This window comes from Ornithinibacillus sp. FSL M8-0202 (assembly GCF_037975285.1).
Classification (GTDB): Bacteria; Bacillota; Bacilli; order Bacillales; family Amphibacillaceae; genus Ornithinibacillus; species Ornithinibacillus massiliensis.
The window spans coordinates 297,214-320,089 of record NZ_CP150248.1 but is presented as its reverse complement, the minus strand read 5'-3'; the positions used below and the strand labels follow the sequence as shown (position 1 = coordinate 320,089).

General features: G+C 36.5%; 19 protein-coding genes, 1 pseudogene and 1 riboswitch. Of the genes and pseudogenes, 14 read left to right on the top strand and 6 right to left on the bottom strand.

The window, feature by feature from the left end; genetic code table 11:
• Window positions 1-68: 68 nt before the first annotated feature.
• The 6 genes from MKY78_RS01565 (at window position 69) to cspD (ending at window position 5,062) form a co-directional block, all read left to right on the top strand.
• Entirely contained in the window at window positions 69-329 is a 261-nt protein-coding gene (locus MKY78_RS01565; protein WP_339215671.1) for a hypothetical protein, read from the top strand.
• Window positions 330-484: 155 nt separating this feature from the next.
• A complete protein-coding gene (locus MKY78_RS01560) occupies window positions 485-1,309 on the top strand; it encodes a DUF6612 family protein (RefSeq protein WP_339215669.1) in 825 nt (274 codons plus the stop codon).
• A 274-nt stretch (window positions 1,310-1,583) separates the two neighbouring features.
• Window positions 1,584-2,768, top strand: coding sequence for a 3D domain-containing protein (locus MKY78_RS01555; RefSeq protein WP_339215667.1), 1,185 nt, complete (start codon window positions 1,584-1,586; stop codon window positions 2,766-2,768).
• Window positions 2,769-2,873: 105 nt separating this feature from the next.
• The gene (locus MKY78_RS01550; RefSeq protein WP_339215665.1) at window positions 2,874-3,329 is read left to right on the top strand and encodes a DinB family protein; all 456 of its coding nucleotides are present in this window, start codon (window positions 2,874-2,876) and stop codon (window positions 3,327-3,329) included.
• A gap of 177 nt (window positions 3,330-3,506) precedes the next feature.
• On the top strand, window positions 3,507-4,562 hold the full coding sequence (locus MKY78_RS01545) for a beta-carotene 15,15'-monooxygenase (RefSeq protein ID WP_339215663.1): 1,056 nt from the start codon (window positions 3,507-3,509) through the stop codon (window positions 4,560-4,562).
• A gap of 299 nt (window positions 4,563-4,861) precedes the next feature.
• Window positions 4,862-5,062, top strand: coding sequence for a cold-shock protein CspD (gene cspD / locus MKY78_RS01540; RefSeq protein WP_339215661.1), 201 nt, complete (start codon window positions 4,862-4,864; stop codon window positions 5,060-5,062).
• A 46-nt stretch (window positions 5,063-5,108) separates the two neighbouring features.
• On the opposite strand, the gene MKY78_RS01535 is transcribed toward cspD, so the two are convergent.
• Window positions 5,109-5,636: an isochorismatase family cysteine hydrolase gene (locus MKY78_RS01535; RefSeq protein WP_339215659.1), complete on the bottom strand. Its 528-nt coding sequence runs from the start codon at window positions 5,634-5,636 to the stop codon at window positions 5,109-5,111.
• A 210-nt stretch (window positions 5,637-5,846) separates the two neighbouring features.
• On the opposite strand from MKY78_RS01535, the pseudogene MKY78_RS01530 reads away from it, so the two are divergent.
• The 7 genes and pseudogenes from MKY78_RS01530 to MKY78_RS01500 all read left to right on the top strand — a co-directional run bounded on the left by MKY78_RS01530 (window position 5,847) and on the right by MKY78_RS01500 (window position 16,999).
• Window positions 5,847-6,577 (top strand): annotated as a pseudogene (locus tag MKY78_RS01530) (Nramp family divalent metal transporter).
• Window positions 6,460-7,134 (top strand): divalent metal cation transporter, encoded by a 675-nt coding sequence (locus MKY78_RS01525; RefSeq protein WP_339215657.1) that lies wholly within the window; start codon window positions 6,460-6,462, stop codon window positions 7,132-7,134. The pseudogene MKY78_RS01530 and the gene MKY78_RS01525 overlap by 118 nt, the downstream one beginning before the upstream one ends.
• A 106-nt stretch (window positions 7,135-7,240) precedes the next feature.
• Entirely contained in the window at window positions 7,241-8,122 is an 882-nt protein-coding gene (locus MKY78_RS01520; protein ID WP_339215655.1) for an aminoglycoside 6-adenylyltransferase, read from the top strand.
• A 31-nt stretch (window positions 8,123-8,153) separates the two neighbouring features.
• Entirely contained in the window at window positions 8,154-8,771 is a 618-nt protein-coding gene (locus MKY78_RS01515; protein ID WP_339215654.1) for an NUDIX hydrolase, read from the top strand.
• A 160-nt stretch (window positions 8,772-8,931) separates the two neighbouring features.
• Window positions 8,932-9,828, top strand: coding sequence for a heme o synthase (gene cyoE, locus MKY78_RS01510; protein ID WP_339215653.1), 897 nt, complete (start codon window positions 8,932-8,934; stop codon window positions 9,826-9,828).
• A gap of 494 nt (window positions 9,829-10,322) precedes the next feature.
• Window positions 10,323-15,542 carry a S8 family serine peptidase gene (locus MKY78_RS01505; protein ID WP_339215652.1) on the top strand — a complete coding sequence of 1,740 codons (5,220 nt, stop codon included), beginning with the start codon at window positions 10,323-10,325 and terminating at the stop codon, window positions 15,540-15,542.
• A 416-nt stretch (window positions 15,543-15,958) separates the two neighbouring features.
• Window positions 15,959-16,999 carry an aromatic acid exporter family protein gene (locus MKY78_RS01500; protein WP_339215650.1) on the top strand — a complete coding sequence of 347 codons (1,041 nt, stop codon included), beginning with the start codon at window positions 15,959-15,961 and terminating at the stop codon, window positions 16,997-16,999.
• A 237-nt stretch (window positions 17,000-17,236) separates the two neighbouring features.
• On the opposite strand, the gene MKY78_RS01495 is transcribed toward MKY78_RS01500, so the two are convergent.
• The 4 genes from MKY78_RS01495 to MKY78_RS01480 are packed head-to-tail and all read right to left on the bottom strand — an operon-like array spanning window position 17,237 to window position 20,783.
• A complete protein-coding gene (locus MKY78_RS01495; protein WP_339215648.1) occupies window positions 17,237-18,022 on the bottom strand; it encodes an energy-coupling factor transporter transmembrane component T in 786 nt (261 codons plus the stop codon).
• Window positions 18,006-19,604, bottom strand: a complete 1,599-nt coding sequence (locus tag MKY78_RS01490) for an energy-coupling factor transporter ATPase (protein ID WP_339215647.1) — start codon at window positions 19,602-19,604, stop codon at window positions 18,006-18,008. The genes MKY78_RS01495 and MKY78_RS01490 overlap by 17 nt, the downstream gene beginning before the upstream one ends.
• Entirely contained in the window at window positions 19,576-20,181 is a 606-nt protein-coding gene (locus tag MKY78_RS01485) for an ECF transporter S component (RefSeq protein ID WP_339215646.1), read from the bottom strand. The genes MKY78_RS01490 and MKY78_RS01485 overlap by 29 nt, the downstream gene beginning before the upstream one ends.
• 11 nt (window positions 20,182-20,192) lie before the next feature.
• Entirely contained in the window at window positions 20,193-20,783 is a 591-nt protein-coding gene (locus MKY78_RS01480) for a YkoF family thiamine/hydroxymethylpyrimidine-binding protein (RefSeq protein WP_339215645.1), read from the bottom strand.
• A 97-nt stretch (window positions 20,784-20,880) separates the two neighbouring features.
• Window positions 20,881-20,983, bottom strand: a riboswitch (TPP riboswitch).
• Between the two features lie 422 nt (window positions 20,984-21,405).
• Between MKY78_RS01480 and MKY78_RS01475 the strand changes: the two genes are divergently transcribed.
• The gene (locus tag MKY78_RS01475) at window positions 21,406-22,647 is read left to right on the top strand and encodes an HDOD domain-containing protein (RefSeq protein WP_339215644.1); all 1,242 of its coding nucleotides are present in this window, start codon (window positions 21,406-21,408) and stop codon (window positions 22,645-22,647) included.
• Between the two features lie 63 nt (window positions 22,648-22,710).
• Here MKY78_RS01475 and MKY78_RS01470 read toward each other — a convergent pair whose 3' ends face one another.
• Complete coding sequence (locus MKY78_RS01470) at window positions 22,711-22,875, bottom strand: hypothetical protein (protein WP_339215643.1); 165 nt, start codon at window positions 22,873-22,875, stop codon at window positions 22,711-22,713.
• Between the last annotated feature and the right edge of the window lies 1 nt (window position 22,876).

The window sequence follows — 22,876 nt, the reverse complement described above, 5'->3', positions numbered from 1 at the left end:
CACTATATAAAGGAAGTTTTAGCTAGTTCAAGCATAATGGAGGGTTACTTATTTTGGCACAGGTAAATATGCATGAGAAACTACAGCAGGCAAGTAAAATGTTAAAAGATGCCCAGGCTTCTGTCTTACAAGCTCAAGGGCAAGATTTACAACGATTAGAGCAAGCAGAACAATTACTGAACCAAACAGAAAATGAACTAAGAAATTTACAAAACCAAGCTGGAACAGAAGCAACAGACAATTCGCAGTTTCAGCAGGCTTTTGAGGATTTACATGATATTAGACAGCAAGTCCAAGAAGCACAACAAAATATTCATGATATACCGTAATGAGAAAAGGAAACTTCCATTTTATAATTGGAGTTTCCTTTTTGTTTATAGGCCTTTTGAATCAATTAGGAGCATTTACTGTTTTTCGTGAAACCTTTATAGATATTTGTCGTATGATTAGACGTAATAAATATTTATAAAGGGGATGTACTATTTTGAAAAAGTGGATAGTAACGGTTTTTCTAGTAATGGTTTCTATCGGGCTAGCTGCTTGTGGAGAAAACGCAGAAAATGTATTTAACAAGGCACTGGAAGCATCTGAAAACATGGAAAGTGCGGAAGTAAGTATTAAGCTGGATCAAGAGCTTTCTGTGGGTGATGAAGGAAAGATAACAATTACTAGTGATTTGCAAGGTTCCGTCATAAATGATCCGATCGCAATGCATCAAAAGGGAATTATGTCCATGTCAATGGACATTCCAGGTTTGGGTAGTGAAGTACCATTAGATATGGAAACAGAGATGTATCTAGTTGATGGTGAAATGTATATGTTTGAATCCTTAACAGGAGAGTGGGTTAAAATGGATAGTTCTATGATTCCACTTGAAACAGTTACAGCAAACCAGCCAGATGTGTCTGAACAACTAAATATGATGGAAAAATATGTAGAAGATTTCGAGTTTGATCAAGTAGATAATGAGTATGTATTTAAGTTAACTGCTGATGGGGAAGGCTTTAAAGAACTTTCTCAAGAAATGCTAGACGAATATCTTCCAGAAGAATTAACTGCAGAGCTAGGTGATTTATCACAGCTTTTTAAGGATATGGAAATAAAGAATCTGTATATTGAAATGGTTATTGACAAGGAAACTTATGACTTAAAGAGATACAACATGGATATGGAAATGTCTATGACGGTGGAAGGCGAGACAATTGATATGGTACAGCATGTCAAATCCGAATATAAAAACATGAATAATATCGATTCCATTGAAGTACCACAAGATGTAAAAGATGGTGCAGTGGAAGGTGCATATTAAATAGAGAACTAGACTGGGACATAACGAAGGTGTTAAGTGAAAAGACAACTATTGTTGGGAGCGCTGTTGTCATATTAACACCAGGTTGTGTCCCGACTATTTTATGCAGAGATAGAATACACTATATGTGTTCGGTAATGAATCCCAACTAATCGATTGGTACTAAATTATGAAATGTAATTGTAATATCCTGCTAATGAGGTTGAAATCTAGTAATGGTACACTTTAATTTAAAGTATGTATTTACTAGATTATAGGAGAGCAGGGGAAAAAGTTGAGAAAATTAACTGTAATTACCTTAGCTATTACAATTATTTTTGGTATTTCATTTAGTACACATGTTTTAGCTGATGATAAAAAAGATGATTTACAAGAAATTAAAAAACAGCGTGAACAAATTCAAGAGAATCTTTCAGGTGCAGAAAAACAAATTTCTACTATTATGTCTGAAATTGATAACCTAAATAAAGAGATAAGCGATGTAGAAGAAGAAATTTCTAAAAAACAATTAGTAATCGATGAAACGGAAGATAAGCTACATAATACGGTTGATGAAATAGCGCAGCTTCAGAAAGAAATTCAAGAATTAGATGAAAATATTGCTAAACGACATAAGTTATTAGAAGATAGAATTTCTTCTTATCAAAAGTCTGGTGGACATATTAGTTATCTGGAAGTATTGTTCGGAGCACAAAGTTTTAGTGACTTTATTAGTCGTATTACGATGGTAAATACAATTACTAAATCCGATTCAGATTTAATTGCCCAATTAGAGGCAGATATGAAAGCAGTGGAAGAAAAGCAATTACTCTCATTAAATAAACTTGATCACTTAAATGAACTGAAGCTAGAACAAGAAAAAGCTTTAGCAGAAGTACAAGAACAAAAGCAACAAAATGAGCAGAGAAAAAATTCACTTGAGTCGAAACAAACTGAGCTATTAGCTAAGATTGAGAATTTAAAATCAGAAGATAATAGTTTAGCTTCGATGGAATCAAAAGTTCGCGAACAAATTGCTGCTGCTAAGGCAAAAGCAGAAGCTGAGGCAAAAGCGAAAGCCGAAGCAGAAGCAGCTGCAAAGGCTGAAGAAGAAGCCAAAAAAGAGAGTGCAGAACGTGAGCAGAAAAATAGTGACAAAGACACTAATGAAGATACATTAAATCAAGTCAGTGAAAAAACGCTTACGGTAACAGCCACAGCCTATACTGCAGATTGTAAAGGATGCTCCGGAACTACCCATACAGGGATAGATTTAATTGCGAACCCGGACACAAAAGTAATTGCAGTCGATCCATCAGTAATACCGCTCGGTTCTGTTGTTTATGTAGAAGGATACGGTTATGCTATTGCTGGAGATATTGGTAGTGCAATTAAAGGGAATAAGATAGATGTATTCGTTCCAACTCGTGCGGAAGCCCTAAAATGGGGAGTAAGACGAGTGAAGGTTACCATTCAATAAATATGCTGGAGATGTGTCGTTCATTAGACACATCTCTTTTATTTGAATTAAACTTGAATAAAACTTGTTTTTTATTTATAATAATTCTAGATAGGAGGAGCAAGTATGTCATTTTTAAAGCAATTTAACCTGAGTAGAACATCTTTACTCACCTTTATCCGTGAGTTAGATGAAGATTTAGTAGATCGAAAGTCTAAGTACTTTGAAAATACAATTCGTTGGTATATTGGAAATACCTTATTAATGAACGAAAAATTGCTGTTCGTTAAAAAGTCATCTCAAAAACTACCAAGCCATTATAATGAGCTATTTAGTTCTGATATTGCGGTTGCGGATTGGTCGGTTGAAGTCCCGACATTAGAGGAATTAATCGGACAATTGGAGGAACAACAAATCAGAATCAATAATTTTGATGATTTGTTTTGGAAATCAAATGTAAAATTTAAAGTTCCTTATGGACATGTAGAAACACATGGTGATTTGTTAATTATGTTAGCACATCGTGAATCCGAAATTCTCGGTAAAATGAAACTAATGAAACAAGTTATTGATGCTGAATAAAAGGAAACTCGCTTACTTTAAGCGGGTTTTTTTCTTTGAACTTGATTCTTACAAGAAATCTTTTTGACTATAAGATAACTTTTTATTTATACATACTAAATATCTAGAATTTTGTTAAAATATAATTAGATCATCCCCATGATTAATCTTCATTTTATGTTGAAGGAAGGTTTTCGAATGTCCTTAAGTCGAGAATTAGTGCGACATGGTTGGCTAGTTATGCTACTGTTAATACTCAGTTCCAATATGTTGCTCTATCATACTACATTCGGTGTGTCGATCATTCCGGAAAAATCAAATGGAGTAGTAATCGGTTCTATCATTGACTTAGCTATTGTATCCCCTATACTCTTTATTGCTTGGCTTAAGAAGTGGAGCTGGAAGTATATTGTTAGTGCAATTGCAATAGGACTAATTCTTACTAGGTTTCTTATCCCCTTCCAATACTTACAACCTTTTGCAGCTATAACATGGATCGGTTTTATGGCAGAAGGGGTATTAATTCTAATCGAGTTAAGTATATTGATATCTTTATTCGTTTATATTCCCAACATAATAAAACTGGTAAAACACAGCACATTACCAGTGTTATTTTCTTTCCATCAAGCAGTACAGCAAAAGGTTAATAACGCCCCCATTATCCACATAATATGTTCTGAAATGCTTATGTTTTATTATGCTTTTGCAAGCTGGAGGAAGCAGCCTAAATTGACCCAATCCACTTTTACTTTACATCAAAAGTCTAGTTATATAGCGTTACGAATAATGCTTATCCACGCCATTGTGATTGAGTCCATTGGGATCCATTGGTGGTTACATAATATTTCACCAGTAGTTGCTGTTGTACTCCTTATTTTTAATATTTACGGTGTTATTCTTTTACTAGGAGATATCCAGGCTGTTCGGTTAAACCCCACACTGGTTGCGAATGAAAAGTTATATGTGTCATTAGGTTTGATGAAGCGTATGGAGTTGGAATGGTCTAATGTAGAAAGAATAATCCATCATACCGAAGAACTTGATGAAGAGAAAGTGAAAGAGACGGTTGACTTTATTCCTCATGACGTAGAAAAAGTAAATCCTACCGTCATACTTGAATTAAGAAAACCGGCACAAGTTGTATTAATTATGGGATTTAAAAAACAATACAGTAGGGTTGCTATTCGGGTGGATGAACCGGAAAGGTTTGTAAAAGTATTACAGAACAAATTAGAAACAGCTGTGAACGAGTAGATGGATAGTGAAGCCGAAAGAACTTTATCAGTTTTACTTCTTAATTTCTTCAGCAAATATGCTTACTGGAAATACAATGAAAATGTTGAACATAATGGTTTCCATTTAATGTTTACGATATTTTATAAAAAAAGGTATAGTTTTTATCGGAAACGTGGTATACTAATATTAACTTATTGATGTTCGTGTTAGGATTACAAGATATATGTAATAACTTTCTAGTCATTATCTTCGTCTTGAATTAGCATCTTGAACTGAAATTAGTAATAACGTGCATAAAGCACATGGAGGTTTTCTTAATGAACACAGGTTCAGTAAAATGGTTTAACGCAGAAAAAGGTTTTGGATTTATCGAAGTTGAAGGTGGAGACGATGTATTCGTACACTTCTCAGCAATTCAAGGCGACGGTTTCAAAACTCTAGAAGAAGGTCAACAAGTATCTTTCGAAATTACAGAAGGTAACCGTGGACCTCAAGCAGCTAACGTTGTTAAATTATAATTAATAGAAAAAGTTCTTCTCTTATGAGAAGAACTTTTTTATTTTTTTACTTATATTGCTCAACATACTCCTCATAATCAAGTACTTCCATTGTCTCCGACCAGTGTAGGATGGTACCAATAAAATCACGGATATCTAAATCATTCATTTCATATGTTTCTCCAGTATTAACTGTTCCGGTTGCTTCCTCTAGGAAAGTTACGTTATAACCCCGATCATAGCCTGCGATAGCGGTAAATAGACAACAATATTCTGTATTAAAGCCAGTAATAAATAATTGATCTACTTGAAGTTCTTTCAATATGCTCTCCAGATTGGTTTTGTAAAAAGCACTCGGTGTTTCCTTTTGGACGATATAGTCAGCATAATCCTTTAGACCTGGATAAAGCTGTGATCCTTCAGATTCTGGATGAAGAGGACTTTCTTCATGTTGGTCGAAGTGTTGAATGAATAAAACAGGGTCCTCTTTCTCTTTAAAGTCTTTAATTACTTCTTCTATTACATGTAGTTCTTTTGTGAAATCCTGCAAATTTACAATTCCCTTTTGTACATCGATAACTAATAATGCTCTCATTTTCTCACCCACTTCTATTGATATAGATTGTATTCGTGATAAAACTACCGATTCCTGCTAAATTCGAGGATTTTTTTACGAATGACAGCTTTTATCGATTAATAAGTTGAATAAGCTATGGTAATACTACGAAATGATGGCATCATAGTGGAATAATTTGATGATTTATGCGAGAATAATACCCGACAAAATTTAAAAAGGGGGAATTTGATGCCTGGGTCAAAGGCGAAGGTTAATGGAAATAATAATAGTAATAATACGATCAAGGATGAACGTATTTCCTTTAAGGATTATATGAAAGGCTTAGGTCCAGCAGCGATTGTGGTCGCTGGAATTATTGGGCCTGGTACGATAACAACCATGTCCGTAACCGGTTCATCGTATGGTTATCAAGCTCTATGGATCATCATACTTGCTTGTATTTTTGCCTATTTTTATCAAGAACCAGCAACCAGAATTACGATTGTAAAAAAGATTTCGATCATGGAAGGTGTTAGAGATTATATCGGTAAGCCTGTTTCGATATTTTTATTTATAACCGCTTAATTGGTGCAATTGCGTTTCAGGCTGGTAATTTTACAGGTGCTGCACTGGCGTTGAATTATTTTATTCCAGATATTTCTTTAACAGTATGGGCATTATCGATGTCGTTGGTTGCACTAGTGATAACTTGGATTGGCGTATATAAAATTTTAGAGAATATTAATAAGGTCCTCATTGCCTTGATGATACTGGCATTTGTCCTTACCGCTTTTTTCTCGGGACCAGACTTAGGAGATCTGGTAACAGTTGGTTTTTCCTTTCAAACTTTAGGAGGAGAATATTGGTTAGTTCTAGCACTCCTTGCTACAACAATGCACCAAATATTGTCCTTGGTTTGTCCGCTTTCACAAAATCCAAATATAAGAATGCAAATAACCTCTCTACTAAGCGTGAATTAAAACTTTCCAAATTTGATTTACGGTTAAATATGACAGCTACAGCATTAATTACAGGAGCTATCTTAGTATGTGCTGGTACTGTCATGTATACACAAGGGATTGAAGTAGAAAGTGCAGCTGATATGGCAGTACAGCTAAACCCATTACTGGGTAGATATGCTGCAGTATTATTTTCTTTAGGCTTGTGGGCAGCTGGCTTCTCTTCTGGCCTATACCAAATTTCATTAGCTTGTATGCTGATGAATGAGTCAATTGGTAAAGAAGAAGATTTTAAGGCGACTAGAAGTAGGGTAATAATGCTTGTAACAAGTCTTGTACCCATTATCATTATTATGATGTTCGAAGCTGTTCCGATTGGGATTATCGTTACGGCTCAGGCCTTAAATGGACTAGCACTGCCAATAGTGGCAGGGATTGTTCTCGTTCTATGTAATAAAAAGGAAGTTCTTGGATCGGCGATAAATAATACGAGACAAAATATCATCTACGGATTTATTCTGTTAGTCGTTACTTTGCTTGCGATTCGAGTATTTTTAGATTTGTTTGGGATAATATAACCTGTAAGCGACAGAGCATTCTGTCGCTTTTTCTATGTATGTAGACTATAATGCAAATAGTATAACTATTTAAATAAAATGGATAATATTAGGGGAAGCTGATTGAATGAGAACAGAACAAGAGATGGTCAAATTAATCTTACAGGTAGCAAAGGAAGATGAGCGGATACGTGCAGTGTATATGAATGGTTCAAGGACGAACGTGAATGCTCCAAAGGATATTTTTCAAGACTATGATGTTGTTTTTGTTGTAACAGACGTGAATTCATTTGTAATGGATCAGAATTGGATTAATCAATTTGGAGAATTTTTAATGATCCAGGAGCCTGAGAGAAATGATAAAGCACTTGGAGCTGATGTGGATTTAAGTCAGAACTATGGCTATTTGATGTTATTTACAGACGGAAACCGTATTGATTTACATCTTCAAACAAAAGAATTCATGTTAACGACATATCAAGCGGATAGTCTTACCATTCCTCTACTGGACAAGGATGGTTGGTTACCGGAAATACCACCAGCAACGGATAAGGATTACTGGGTTAAGCAGCCTTCTGAAGCGGAGTATTTCAGTTGTTGTAATGATTTCTGGTGGTGTATACAGAATGTCGCGAAAGGATTATGGAGAGAGGAGCTACCGTACGCCAAACAGATGTATGAACTGGCAATTCGTCCACGACTTAATCAAGTGGTTTCCTGGTGGATTGGAATGAACCATGATTATAAAATCTCTCCTGGTAAAATGGGGAAGTACTTTGAGAGGTATCTTCCAGATGAATATTGGAAAATGTATCGACGTACGTACACGGACGGTGATTATGAGAATACTTGGGACGGGCTAGTTATTACCTGTGAATTATTCCGATTGCTAGCAAGGGAAGTAGCAAATCATGAGTCCTTTCACTATGTAGAGACAGACGATCAAAACATGATGAAGTATTTAGCAAGGGTACGAGCATTGCCAAAGGATGCAAAAGATATTTTTTAGTTTTATATGCTGATAGAATAAGGGTGATACAATGGAGCCAAATTGGCTAAGATGGGCAAAAGAACTTCAAGCAATTGCTCAGAATGGAATAACGTATTCAAAAGACGTATATGACATAGAACGATTTGAAGAAGTTAGGAGAATTAGTCATGAGATGCTAGCTGCACACACACTTACAGATAAACAAATTATCAGCAATCTGTTCGCTAATGAAACTGGTTATAGAACGCCAAAGGTTGATATTCGAGGAGTTATTTTTCGTGATAAGCAGTTACTGATGGTAAAAGAAAAAGCTGATAATAAATGGGCATTACCTGGGGGGTGGGCTGATATAGGCTTGTCGCCACGCGAAGTTGTAGTAAAAGAGGTAAAAGAAGAAACAGGTTTAGACGTAGAGGCTAATAGGTTGTTAGCGGTATTGGATAAAAAATGTCATCCCCATCCACCTTCTGTTTATCACGTGTATAAACTTTTTATTCAATGTGAAATAAAAGGTGGAAAGGTTGAAACAGGTGTGGAGACTAGTGAAGTTAGTTTTTTCTCACAAGATAGAATACCAGAATTATCGGAAGCTAGAAATACGAAATCACAAATTGATCTGCTATTCCAGTTCCTTAACCATCCTAATTTTGAAGTTAAACTAGATTAGAGAGAGAAAAATAGAATTTTCTTTCATATCTATTCGTTCAATAAATAGTACTAATTTTGCAAGAAAAAAATAGAAAGAAGTGTTACAATAGTAGAAGTGTTAAAGGGAATATAGTCCTAAAGTTTTTGTGGGATTGATAGAAGGGAATATAAAGAGTAGTATGAGTAACTTTAAGGAATTAAAACTTACTTTGGATAAAACTTTAAAAACAGGAATTATTAAATCTAATCTTGTTCCGATGTTTGCTGGTCTAACATTAGCGATGTACACGTATGAGTATAAGATTACAGACAAAATTCCTGAGATGATTCTGGCGATTATCGGTACAGCCTTCATTATTGGCGCTGCAGGTGCTTTTAATAATGTGTATGATCGTGATATTGATGCGGTAATGGAGAGAACGAAGGTAAGACCGACAGTAACAGGCGCCATTAGTATAAAAGCAACGATATGGCTTGCTATTGTATTGGCGGTATTAGGAATAGTAGCACTTTCTTTTACAACTTTATTATCGGCATTTTTAGGATTTATGGGTCTGTTTTTATATATAGTACCGTATACGATGTGGACTAAACGGAGAACGGTCTATAATACAGAGGTTGGTAGCTTGTCCGGAGCAATGCCACCTTTAATTGGGTGGGCTGCAATTTATCCTGACATTACGCACCCGGCTCTTCTTGGATTATTTGTAATTGCAATTCTATGGCAAATGCCACATTTTTATGCTATTGCAATAAGAAGACATGATGATTATAAAGCAGCGAGTGTCCCGATGTTACCTGTCGTAAAAGGTATTAAAAGAACCTATTTGCAAACAAATATTTACTTGATCATTATGATGTTAGCAAGTTTTCTATTAGGATCTTTAAGTATTGGCCTTATGTTAGTAGGTTTATTACTTGGCGGAATTTGGTTAATTATTAGTTTTGTTGCCTATAGACAAGAAGATTCGGAGAAATGGGCAAAAATGTTATTTATCTATTCGCTTATCTATATGACAATCATGTTCTCGACGATTATTATCTATTCATTAATGGGTATTATATTTAATTTGTAAAGATAAAAGTCCTTATAGGGCTTTTTTTCTTTTGGGCATTTTTTACTGGATAACAGAAACGTTTGTAAGACTTTCGCAATACGTTAGTCTAAAATAAATGTAGAAAAAGAATGAATCATAGATTATTGTATAATAAACCAATTCTATGTATGACTTTGTGATTATTTTTATTTCCAAGTATAGGAAAGTTATGACTTGGGGGAATTGGACTAATTAGGGTTATGTATTGATATAATAGGATTTTGAACATAATTACCTTAATGTTAGTACGACTATTTTCATGGAACAATAAGAATAGAAGGTAGTAATAATTATTCATTTTTAAATATTCGGAAAACAACGACAAAATACGACGGAATATGACAAACCCAATCCATTATAGTGAATACAACAACATAGAGCATTTAGCAACCAGACATCTTCTTACTTTTCGAGGAAAGGAGGCAAGTTTGGTTTTTTTGTTTTAAAAATAGTATTTGGGGGAGGAATATTCTTTGAAAAGAAGAAAAAAGCAGGCGAGAAGATTTAGTATTATTGCAACGGTCTTGTTGATTTTCTCATTATTTACTCCAGCTTTTTCAAGTGCTGAAGCAAGTAAGAATAAAGATGCTTCACCACACACTTCCTTAGTTAATAAGGAGGAAGTAGCAGAGGCTAAAATTAACAGTAATTTAGCGAAATCGTTCGAAAAAGATGAGAAAGTTACATTTTTAATTAAATTTAAGGAAAAAGCTGATCCGGTGAAGGTAGCCAAAGATGCTCGTACAAAGGCACAAGGTGCTAAATTGTCAGCTTTTAATCAAGAATTAGTGCAACGCTCTGCTGTTATTTCTGAACTTAAAGCAACAGCAATTTCTTCACAACAAAATGTAGTGAGTTATCTAGAATCAGAAGCACAAAAGGGACACGCGGAAGATATTGAAGCATTCTATATCGTTAATGCGGTAGCGGTAACAGCTACAAAAGAAGTTGCAGAAAAAATTGCTAATTTCCCAGAGGTTGAAAAAATACTACCAAATGAAAAGCGTCAGTTGATTAAGACTGAAATAGCTATTGATGATATTCCAAAAGCGAATCCGCAAAACATTGAGTGGAATGTGGATCGTGTAAATGCTCCATCAGTTTGGGGCCTCGGTATTGATGGGGCTGGAACAGTAGTTGCAAACATTGATACAGGTGTTGATTGGCAACATCCAGCATTAAAGGAGAAATATCGTGGATATAATGCTGCAACAGGTGAAGTTGACCATACTTATAGCTTTTTTGACCCAGTAAATGGTCAGACAGTTCCGTATGATAATGATGGTCATGGAACACATACAATGGGTACTATGGTAGGAAGCGAGCCAAATGGTTCAAACCAAGTCGGAGTAGCACCTGGTGCAAAATGGATAGCTGTACAAGCTTTCACGGATGATGGTGCATATGACAGAGATCTAATTGCAGCTGGCCAATGGATTATGGAGCCAGGTGGAGATGCCTCTAAGGCTCCAGATGTTGTGAACAATTCTTGGGGTGGTGGCGCTGGTATTAATGAATTTTACCAGGATATTGTCATTGCATGGCGTGCAGCGGAAATATTCCCAGCATTTGCTGCAGGTAATACGACACTCTTTAACCCAGGTGGTCCTGGTTCTGTAGCGACTCCTGCAAACTACCCAGAATCGTTTGCTGTTGGTGCAACAGATAGTAATGATATGCTAGCTAACTTTTCACTAAGAGGACCATCGCCATATGGGGAAATTAAGCCGGAAGTTTCGGCACCTGGCGTAGCGGTTCGCTCCGCTGTACCTGGAGGAGGGTATAGTAGCTATAATGGTACGTCTATGGCAGCTCCAGCCGTTGCCGGGGTAGTCGCGCTATTGCGGTCTGCGGATTCTAGTATTTCAGTTGATTATATGGAGCAATTATTAATGGATACAGCTGTTGCTAGAACAGATAGCCAGTATCCAGAAAGTCCTAACCATGGCTATGGACATGGAATAGTAGACGCGTTTGCTGCTGTATCGACCATCGCTGAAGGGCTTGGTTCTATAGAAGGGCAAGTGACAATGGATGGTGAGGATACGGAAGCACCTGAATTTGAGCATACTGCTCCTTCAGAGACCTATGCTGGTCTTGATTTAGAACTATCGATACATGTTAGTGATAATGTAAGCATCACATCTGTTCAGCTACAAGCGGGAGATGAACTCTTTGATGCCGAACGTGTATCTGGAAATTATAAAGCTGGTGAATACGTCGTTACAGTTCCAGGTGATATGCTTGAGGTAGGTACATTCACGTATAACTGGATAATTAATGACTTCGGTAATAATGAAGTAGTTACAGATGAGTATAGTGTTGAAGTGAAACCTGGTATTACAAATGGTTACTATGAAGACTTTGAAGAAAATCCATTAGGTTGGCAGAAGTTAGGCTCCAATAATACATGGGAGTGGGGTGCACCAACTTCTGGGCCAGAAGAGGCATTTGTCGGAGAGAATGTATACGCAACTAATGTGGCTGGGCCATACGTGAACAATATGGATGCACACTTAGTCATGCCTCCAATTGATGTACCGGAAGGAGATTCATTCTTACAATTTAAAAGCTGGCATGAATTTGAAATTAGCTCCTCCGGTACAGCATATGACTACGGAAATCTAGCCATTTCCACAGATTTAGAAAATTGGACTACCTTAGAGCAATTTGTAGGATCATCAGATGGATGGAGTAATATTGAAGCTGATTTAAGGGATTACCAAGGACAACGCGTATACATTGGCTTCTACACGTATTCTGATGGTAGTGTTACAAGAGATGGTTGGTATATAGATGAAGTTGCATTAACAGATGAATCTCAATACAACAATGATTCTGAACCTCCAACATTTGAGCATACACCACCTGAGATTGCATATAGTGGAATGGCATTAAATCTAGATGTGCTAGTTCGAGACAATATGCTTGTTGGTGGAGCAACTTTACATTATCAAGATGAAAATGGTGATTGGCAAGCGCTAGAGGCTGAATTAGAATCTGGAAGCAACTTAGAAGCTACTTTCTCTGTCGTTGTTCCGGGAAATCAAGTTACAGGGGATTCTTTCACTTATAAGTGGGAGGTTTCTGATTATGCTGGTAATACGGTAGAAAGTGATGAATACGTCATTTCGCTTACGGATGGTATAACAGTTGGATACTTTGAAGACTTTGAAAATAACCCTCAAGGTTGGACGCTCATTGGAAGTAATAATGTTTGGGAACTCGGAGAACCAACGTCCGGGCCAAATGAAGCGGTTTCTGGTGAGAATGTGTATGCAACAAATTTAGATGGACAATATCCATCTAGAATGGATGGAACACTTATTATGCCAGGAGTACAAGTTCCGGATGAAGGTGCTTATCTACAGTTTAAGAGCTGGCATGAATTCGAACAATCGTCTACAGGAAGAGCTTGGGATTATGGTGAAGTTGTTGTATCAACTAATATGAGTGATTGGACAACATTAGCAGAATTCCATGGTAGTGCAACGGAATGGCAGGATGCTGAAGTCGATCTATCAGAATATGCAGGCCAAACTATTTATGTTGGGTTTTATGCTTATTCAGATGCTAGTGTCGAAAGATTAGGTTGGTATATTGATGATGTGGCATTAGCTGACTCTTCCTTAAACCTAGAGAATAATCCTGCTAGCAAGAAATTCACAAAGCAAGATGAAGCAGCTGAAAAAGAAAAAGAAGCGAAGTTAGAGAAGGAATTAGCAAAGAAAACAAATACTAAATCAGCTAAGGATGATGCAGAAGCATCTGTAGAAACGAGTGATAATCAAACGAGTGGTTTACCACTTGAAGCTATCGTATCCGTGCTTGAAAATGGTCGCTCTGTATCTACCAATCCACAAGATGGAACATACAAAATGACACTACCTTCTGGAGCGTATACTTTGGTAGCAGAAACGTATGGATTCCGTGCAGAGGAACAAAGTGTGACAGTAACAGAAGGGGATACAGCTACAGCAAACTTTGTACTAGAGGAACTACCAAAAGCAACTGTTTCAGGAACTGTTACAAGCGAACAATCGGGTAATCCAATAGTAGATGCAACACTTCTATTAGTAGAAGATGCTAATGTAGAACCAGTTAAAACGGATGAAAATGGAAACTTCTCTATTACAGCTTATGAAGGAACGTACACATTAAAGGTTATTGCTCAAGACTATAAAGGGCAAGAAATGGAAGTAACATTTGACGAGAATAAAACATTAGACATTGCACTCGAACCATTCTTTACTATCCCAGGTGGAGAAATTGGTTATGATGATGGAACGGCAGAAAATGCACGTGTATTTTATGATGCTGGTAATGGTTGGGCAGTAAAAATGTCACTACCTGAAGGGCAAGAACAAGCGATTGTTACAGATGGGGTATTCCAATTCCATGGAACAGATTGGCCAACCCCTGGAGGAACTGGTTTTGCAGTAGAAGTATGGAGTGCTGGTGCTGACGGACTCCCAGCTGAAAAATTAGCAGGGCCAATTGAAGCAGAAGCAATTCGTGATCTAAACGAGTGGACTGTAGTTGATTTAAGAGAACATAATATCCAAGTAGATGGTGACTTCTATATGGTTTATATTCAGACTTCACCAAATCCCAATGCACCTGGATTAGCGACGGATGAGAATGGTCCAAATGCTGGAAGAAGTTATCAATATGTAGGTGGATCATGGTCGTCGTCACCAGCTGATGAAGGAAATTATATGATTCGTGCCCGTGTCGCGTATGGAGTAGAAAAACCAGAAATCACTTCTCCTGCAGACGGTACTTTCACTAATGAGGCTACTGTAACTGTAGAAGGTGCAGCATCACCTACTACAACAGTTAGTTTATTGAATAATGATGCAGAATTAGGCACAGCAGAAATTGGTGAAGATGGATTATTTAGCTTCGACATTGAATTAGAAGAAGGTCAAAATAATCTACAAGCCGTAACCTATGTCAATGGCGATCAAGCGTCAGCTTCTGAAGTTGTTACCGTAACATTAGATACGATCGCACCTGAGTTGAATGTTGTAAATGTAGAAGATGGGCAAAAGACAAATCGTGAGACATTAACTGTACAGGGATCGGTCCATGATGATAATCTTTCTACGGTCACAGTCAATGGACAAGAGGCTTCTGTGGAAGATGGAGAATTCTCAAAACGAATCATGCTTGATGAAGGAGAAAATACGATAGAAGTAGTTGCAACCGATGCAGCTGGCAATACAACTACTCAAACGTTTACAGTTTATGCGAAATTTACAGCTCCAGAGATTACAAATTTAACACCTGCTGAAGATCAACATTTACATGTCGGTCAAAGTGTTCAGATTGAGTTTGATAGTGAGCCTGGATTAAAAGCATCCTTTGTCGTTCAAATGCCGCTTACCAATTTAAATGGGGTGACATCCTATAATCCTATTGAACTTCCATTAGTAGAAACTACACCTGGACATTATGTCGGTTATTGGACAGTACCGAGTAATGTACTTGCTGAAGGTGCCGTTATCGAGGTTAAGGTAAGGGATAGCTACGGTAACGAAACTCGTCAATTAGCAGATGGAAGACTATTTATTACAGAACAAAGTGACGGGAATAATAGCCAAGGGAATAAAGGTACTGATAAAGAGAAAGGCAACAATGGAAAAGGTAAGGATAAGAAGGACACAAATAAAGGAAAAGGAAATAATTAAATTTCTGAAGCCTTGAGAAGGCTGGACATAATGAAAATAAATGTAAAACCGAATGATACACGATACTAGCTCCGGAAATATACGTAGACTCCTGCGGGAGGAAAGGCATAGGTGAGACCCCTAAAGAAGTAGCACGAGGAGGCTCACCAGCCGCCCGGCGGCAAGGTAGACACTGCGATGGTTTTATCGAGCAGATGTCGCCCCTGTACTGGAAGTGAAAGCGAAGTATATTTCCGGAGCGAGGTCGGTTGCTCATCATTCGGTTTTTCCTTTATGATTATTTTTTTATCCCAGCCTCCTTTTTTCATATTATGTAAATATTATTGTCGAATGAACACTAAAAATAGTAATTGAATTTTATAGGAGGAGTATCTATAATAGGTCTATCTTTATAAATAGTACTTGAGGTGCAAAACATGGAATTTAATATCGGCCCACGTATGGTAAAAACGGGTCTAGCAGTAGCATTAACATTACTTGTTACGGAATTGTTAAACTTAGAACTACAAATCGTAGCAGGTATTGCTGCAGTATTAGCGATGCAGCCATCCATTATGAGGTCTTATACGTATATAAAAGAAGTTATTATTTCGAATAGTGTTGGGATAGTCTTTGCGTTAGGTGGATATTTCTTATTAGGTAATCATCCGTTATCTGTTGGGGCTATTGTTATTATATCTATTGCTATTAATATAAAGCTCGGGCTGAATAAAACTGTAAGCTTGACCGTCTTAACAATTATTACAATGATGCTAGGTGGAGATAACGGAATTAGTTATATGTATATTATCGAACGTCTATCTTTAGTAGCTATTGGCGTTGTATCTGCATTTATCATTAACGCACTAATCATGCCTCCAAATCACAAAAAGATATTGTTTTCGTTAATTAAAAAGGCAAGTGAACAAACCAACTTTTTATTACGGGTCATATCGAATAAGACGATGAGTGTACCGCAAATGAGAGCAGAGGATAAAGAGGCGGAAAAATTAATCAACGATGCTAAAAATTATTATGAGATAATATCGGATGAAAGAAATCGACTTTTTATTAGGAAGCGGTTAAGCTTTTTCCGTAGTATTATTATCTATAAACATATGATTCAAGTTCTAAGTAAGAAACATACGCTTATTCGGGAATTAGAAAAGAATATTCATGATATAGAAATGATGTCTAGTAATAAATCGTTTCTAATTAAAAAACTGGTACAAGAGATTAATTCTTATTGTGAGAATATATTGCTTTTGTATGAGGACAAGATCATTTTAGATAAGGATTTACAAAAAGAGACGAAGGCAGCAATGCAGGTAACCATCAATAATTTGATTGAGGAATTACAAGGAGCAGAATTTTCAAAGTGGGCAAAAGTTTTTCCAATTGCTAATAGCATTATAGAGCTGTTTTTCGAACTGAATAAGTTAGAGCGTTTTGTTAGATTGAAAGAAAATAAGAAATAAAACGGGGCATAAGAGTTTGGGGCAAAATTACTTATTATAATAGAAAACCGAATGATGAGTTCATAACCCCTTCCGAAAATATGTTTGATGTTGCATTACTGGGGTTCTGGGAGGGGCCAATCCTCCCTTGCCTATTTCCGGATCACATCATTCGGTATTACATTTATTTTTTTAGTTATATCCTAGATTCTTATTATAGTTATTTGGAACCTACACGAAAAAAACTATATTAAAGCATCATGGTTTGATTTTATACCCCATAATATTAAAGTATCCTAGATAGTAAGAAAGTAGCATTATCCCTAATAATACACCTACCATCATCAAAAGAAATAGCCAATCCCTCTTTTTAACCTTTAATTCTCGGTAGTAAGTTCGGTCGGGGTCTCCAGTAAATCCTTTGGACTCCATCGCAATAGCTACTCGTTCAGCTCTACGAATCCCATTTGCTAGTAAGGGAATGATATAGCGACGGAACTGATGTAATCTTTCCTTTATGCCTGTTGCCCTTCCTACTCCACGAATCCGATGTGCTTTTCTGATCGTATCGAATTCTTGTTTAAATGTAGGCAAGAAACGATACCCCGCTAGAATACCATAGGTGATTCTAGGCGATAGTTTACACTGTTGCATCAGGCTTAACATGAACTTGGTAGAATCGGTCGTAAGCGCAAATAATAGGGATAGTGAAACAAAGCAAAGTGATCGTAATGCTAGACTTATCGCGGTGAGGACACTACCGACTTGAATTTCAAACATAAAAATATGAAATAAAACATCACCACCAGAGAAACGTCCACTTGTATATAGCATCGTCATCCAGGCAAGCCCCAAAACAAGGAAAAGAAAGGGAGCAAACATTTTTATCCACTTCTTGAAGGATATCGTCGTGAGTAAGAATGTGATGCTAATAATAAACACAAAGTAGAGAAGTGGAGTCATAACATCATACATTAAACCGAGTAGTACGCCAGGAATTAATATAGCAATCGCTTTGATAGCCGGATTAATAGACGAAATCATGTTGCTCACCAACTCTATATTGTTTTTCCATGCGATATGGTAACCGCAGTTTTGCTTTCGAAATAATATCCTGTTGCATCCATAGTTCATCTGGTGTACCAGAGAAACAAAGTCTCTGCTGATCCAATACGATTATCCTATCGGCGAAATCAGCAAGATCCATATCATGTGTAATCATGACTACACTCGTTCCGCTTTCTAAAAGCTGTAAGAGAATTGCTAACATTTCTCGTGTGTTATGAGCATCTTGGCCAAAAGTTGGTTCATCCAATAGAAGTAAGGAAGGTTCTTCATCTAGCATCGTTGCTACACTTAGTCTTCTTTTTTGTCCACCACTTAACGAAAAAGGATTAGCATGTTGTAGATGAGTCAAATTAAACTGTTCAAGAAGCTTTAATACACGATGGTTTATTAATTCATCCGCTATACCATTTAGTCGCATACTGAATGATATTTCATCATATACCGTGTCAGTTATAAATTGATGCTCTGGATTTTGGAAAACAAACCCCATTTTACTTCTTAGTTCATTCTCTTTCCATGCTCTTAATGGTTTATCAAAAAATGTCACTTCTCCAGAATCAGGAACTAATAGACCGGACATCAACTGGAGTAGGGTAGACTTGCCTGCTCCATTTTGGCCAACAATCGCAACCATTTCACCTTGAAATAATTCAAGATGAATATCTTGTAAGACATCTTTTCCCTTGTAACTAAAACATACATGTTCAAGAGAATAGATTATGCGTTGTTTCTGTTCGACTAATCGTTTGTCAAATGGATAAGGTGCTTGGTATTTTTTCGGTAGAAATATACCTTCTTGCTCCATTACCATATCCTGAAAAATTTCATCTGGCTGACCATTTGCCATCAAGGTACCATTTTTTCCTAAGACTAATAAGCGGTTTATAATAGGAAGCCAATCATCCGATTGATGATCAATGATAAAGAAAGCGGTATTCGTTTTCTGCTTTATTTGATGTACTAGGTTAATAAACTCTAAACTAGAAACGGGATCTAGATTTGCTGTTGGTTCATCTAATATGATTAGCTTTGGTTCTAGTAAAAGAACAGCAGCTAATGCGATTTTTTGTTTTTCTCCACCAGATAGTTCATGAAGGTTTCTTTTCATGTAGCTTTCCATCTTCATTAGTTGAAGAATTTTTTTAATGCGATTAGGCATTTCCTTTGAAGGTATCTTCTTATTTTCTAATGTAAAGGCTAGTTCGTCTTCAACAGTAAGCATGCAAAACTGACTTTCTGGGTCTTGGAATACAATCCCAATATACTGGGATAATTCTCCCTTGGCATAATTCGTTATATGATTTCCTTCAAAATAGATATCACCAGAAGAAATTCCTTCAACTGCCTCAGGATAAATCCCATTTAAGCATAGTGCGAGGCTACTTTTTCCAGAACCACTAGTCCCCATTAATAATGCAATTTGATTAGAATAGATAGAAAATGTTAAATCGTTTAAGACTGGAGATTGCTCTTTATTTTCGTACCAAAGACTAAAGTTATTTAGTTGGATTAACGGTTGGATTGCTTCGTTATACAACTTTTGATTCACGTTTTTCACGTAATTCCTTTCCTAATGCATAGCCTCTTAATACACCAGTTTTAGCCAGTTGATCTCCAATCCATTTACCTAATATCCCAGCCAGAATAGCACCACTAATAATTCGAATGATTAAAGAAGCAATAATAATCCAACTTTCTAATGCTATAATCCCTGAGGCAAATAAATGATAGCCAAAGCTCACACAGGCAGCAGTTACTCCTGAAAGCATAAGTACTGGTAACGTATATTTACGCCAACCTGTTAAAGCAAATGCTAACTCTGCACCTAATCCTTGAATAAAGCCGGACAGAATAAGTGTAGGACCAGCGGTAGTTCCCATTAATACTTCTACAACAGCTGCAATGACCTCGGCGGTTAATGCGACACCAGGTTTTCGAATAATATAGGCAGCTATTATGGATACAATGAACCAAATACCAAAAATAAATTCGTACCCTAAGGGACCTAATCCCAAGGGGGTAAGTAAGGTTGTAATTCCTTGACCTACAAAAAAGAACAAGAGATAGATAATCCCAAATACAACCCCTAAAATTGACATTAATATAATTTCTTTTAAATTCCATTTTTTAGACATGACATTACTCCTTATTTATTGGATGGACTATTTGCACTAATGGTGAACGTCATGGTTACATGAGATACCTCTTCTTGAACTTGTTGAAAGGCCTCCTGCATCGTACGGAAAATAGCATGTACATCGCCATCCAAGCGTGTTGCGTAGTGGCTTCCACTTACTGTAACGCCACGTGACTTCGATAGATCAATTTGTTGATAAATTGTATCCATATAGTCCTCTCTCCCCAATGGGTATAAGGCAAATTTACAGCCTGCCTGTTGCGTTATGGAAGCACTAAGCTCTTCGTTTAATGGTTCTTCTGTTTCATCCATATAGACATCTGCATCAGTATCTCCAGGACAGCCAATTGAAAAAGTACCACTCATTGCTACATGTTCCCCTGTTTTTGCTGCGTGTAAGAAGATGGCTTTTGTTACATCAAAAATATGGACCATCTTTCCACGTATACAAGTACTAACATCATCTGTATCCTTCCATACCTTTGATGTATCCACCTCTTCTAAAGCTGTAAGTATAATTTCTACAAACTGATTGCTCATTGGGAAAAGCGTAAACTGACAACCCGCAATTCTACTTGTACCACAAGCGTTATTCATCATAAATTCCTCCTCAAAATTTTTGCAACAAAAAAACTGCATCCCGTGGGAATGCAGTTTGGTTATGTATAGGAGTTCAAAAGTATCAAAAAAGAACAACATAAGGCCAACTACACTTCCCCACGCTAGTATTATCTAGATCGGGTTATAAGGGTCAGACAATGTCTTCTCAGCCACTTAAAGTAGCTCCCCTAGTGCAAACGATAATATGCAATTATGTTACAAAAACACTATAAACAAATATGGACCGAATGTAAAGGGGGACTTTTAGCCTAAAAAGTGATTACCACTTATTAATAGTAGGATCTAATGCTGTAAAAAACATTTATATTATTGCATTCCACGATAATTGAATTAGTCAAGCATGATATTATGAATATTTTGTAATTAAATTATAAAATTGTATAATTGAGGTTGCGGGTATTGGCAAAAAAGAAAGGGGATGGAAAAGAGAACGTATTCTATTGATGATATAGTGTCTACCGTTTACATAATTTCAAGTAATGCATAAGCGTTTGAAAAAAAGTAAAATTGATAATATTGGGGAAATACCCTTAAATTTTGTCTGTTTTTGACAGTAATATGGTATTATTCAACTAGGATTTCGTATTTATGAGGTGGGAATATGGAAGTATATGTAGCACGGCAACCAATTTTAAATAAAAAGCTTGAAGTGTTTGCTTACGAATTATTATATAGGGATAACCAACGTGAGAATGTATATTTGGCGGGGAATGATAATCATGCCACCTCTGAAGTGATTAATAGCTTTTTACAGTTTGGTATTAATGACCTTTCAGAAGGAAAACCCTGTTTCATTAATTTTACTGAGACTTTATTAGAAAATACTATTCCTACATTTTTGCAGCCTGAACTAATGGTAATTGAAGTATTAGAATCGGTTAGGCCGACAGATCAAATCATAGAAACCTGTCAAAATTTAAAAAAACTAGGGTACAGAATAGCATTGGATGACTTTGAATGTAGGGAAGAAGATGAGAATTTCCATAAGCTTATTCATTTAGCAGATATTATAAAAATTGATATTCAAAAAACAATTAGAACGGAACAGCTAAGAATTATGAATCGTCTTCAGGATACATCCATTGTCTTTCTAGCTGAAAAGGTGGAGACAAGAGAAGAATATGAACAGTGCGTAAAAGATGGTTATACATATTTTCAAGGGTACTTCTTCAGTAAACCTGTCACCTTGTCGACGAGAGACTTACCTGTACTGCACCATAACCTATTCATTCTTATCTCGGAGCTTTCTAAGGAAGAACCAGATATTGATAAAATTACACAATATATTGAGTCCGATGTGTCCCTTTCCTATAAACTATTACGATTACTTAATTCCCCAGCCATCGGACTCGTGTATGAGATTAAATCTATTAAACAATCCATCGTATTATTGGGCCTAATCGAACTTAGAAAATGGATCTATGTCATATCATTTCGAGAACGATACGATAAATCAGATCGGTTAACAGAAGAAGTCATAAAACTTAGTTTAACAAGAGCAAAGGCGAGTGAATTAATAGCACTTCACCTAGGTAATCGTAAAGATAGTTCAAGATTATTTTTAACGGGTCTCTTTTCATTAGTAGATACGATTTATAAGCAACCTTTAATTCATATCTTGAAGAATCTTCCTCTCGAGCAGGTTATTAAAGATACATTATTAGGGAAAGAAACCTCATTAACTTCTGTAAAAAACTTAGTTTGTGCTGCGGAAAAAGGAGAATGGTCCAAAATGGATGCATTAGCAGGGGAATTAGGGATTAATGCTAAGTCCTTCAATAATCTCTATAAACAATCTGTTAAATGGGCAAGGGATGTTATGCTTGGAAAGGAATTAGTATAATTATAGGTCCAAAATTAAGAAGAACTTTGTCATAACAAGGACAATAGTTCTTCTTATCACTTTTTATCTTTCTTGATGATGTTTCCAATATGTGTCCTCTTTACTTACAGGACATTGTGGAAATACTTCGTTTTTACTTAATTTTGCCGTTGCCCCTGACTGACACATATAGGACCCTGATAATGGTACACCTTGACCGGTACGATATTCACGTAAATCTCTATCCAAG

Excerpts from the sequence above, each read along its gene's own strand:
- MKY78_RS01565 (WP_339215671.1), top strand. The coding sequence starts at position 69 with ATGCATGAGAAACTACAGCAGGCAAGTAAAATGTTAAAAGATGCCCAG.
- MKY78_RS01550 (WP_339215665.1), top strand. The coding sequence starts at position 2,874 with ATGTCATTTTTAAAGCAATTTAACCTGAGTAGAACATCTTTACTCACC.
- MKY78_RS01545 (WP_339215663.1), top strand. The coding sequence starts at position 3,507 with ATGTCCTTAAGTCGAGAATTAGTGCGACATGGTTGGCTAGTTATGCTA.
- cspD (WP_339215661.1), top strand. The coding sequence starts at position 4,862 with ATGAACACAGGTTCAGTAAAATGGTTTAACGCAGAAAAAGGTTTTGGA.
- MKY78_RS01535 (WP_339215659.1), bottom strand. The coding sequence starts at position 5,636 with ATGAGAGCATTATTAGTTATCGATGTACAAAAGGGAATTGTAAATTTG.
- MKY78_RS01520 (WP_339215655.1), top strand. The coding sequence starts at position 7,241 with ATGAGAACAGAACAAGAGATGGTCAAATTAATCTTACAGGTAGCAAAG.
- MKY78_RS01515 (WP_339215654.1), top strand. The coding sequence starts at position 8,154 with ATGGAGCCAAATTGGCTAAGATGGGCAAAAGAACTTCAAGCAATTGCT.
- cyoE (WP_339215653.1), top strand. The coding sequence starts at position 8,932 with ATGAGTAACTTTAAGGAATTAAAACTTACTTTGGATAAAACTTTAAAA.
- MKY78_RS01500 (WP_339215650.1), top strand. The coding sequence starts at position 15,959 with ATGGAATTTAATATCGGCCCACGTATGGTAAAAACGGGTCTAGCAGTA.
- MKY78_RS01495 (WP_339215648.1), bottom strand. The coding sequence starts at position 18,022 with ATGATTTCGTCTATTAATCCGGCTATCAAAGCGATTGCTATATTAATT.
- MKY78_RS01485 (WP_339215646.1), bottom strand. The coding sequence starts at position 20,181 with ATGTCTAAAAAATGGAATTTAAAAGAAATTATATTAATGTCAATTTTA.
- MKY78_RS01480 (WP_339215645.1), bottom strand. The coding sequence starts at position 20,783 with ATGATGAATAACGCTTGTGGTACAAGTAGAATTGCGGGTTGTCAGTTT.
- MKY78_RS01475 (WP_339215644.1), top strand. The coding sequence starts at position 21,406 with ATGGAAGTATATGTAGCACGGCAACCAATTTTAAATAAAAAGCTTGAA.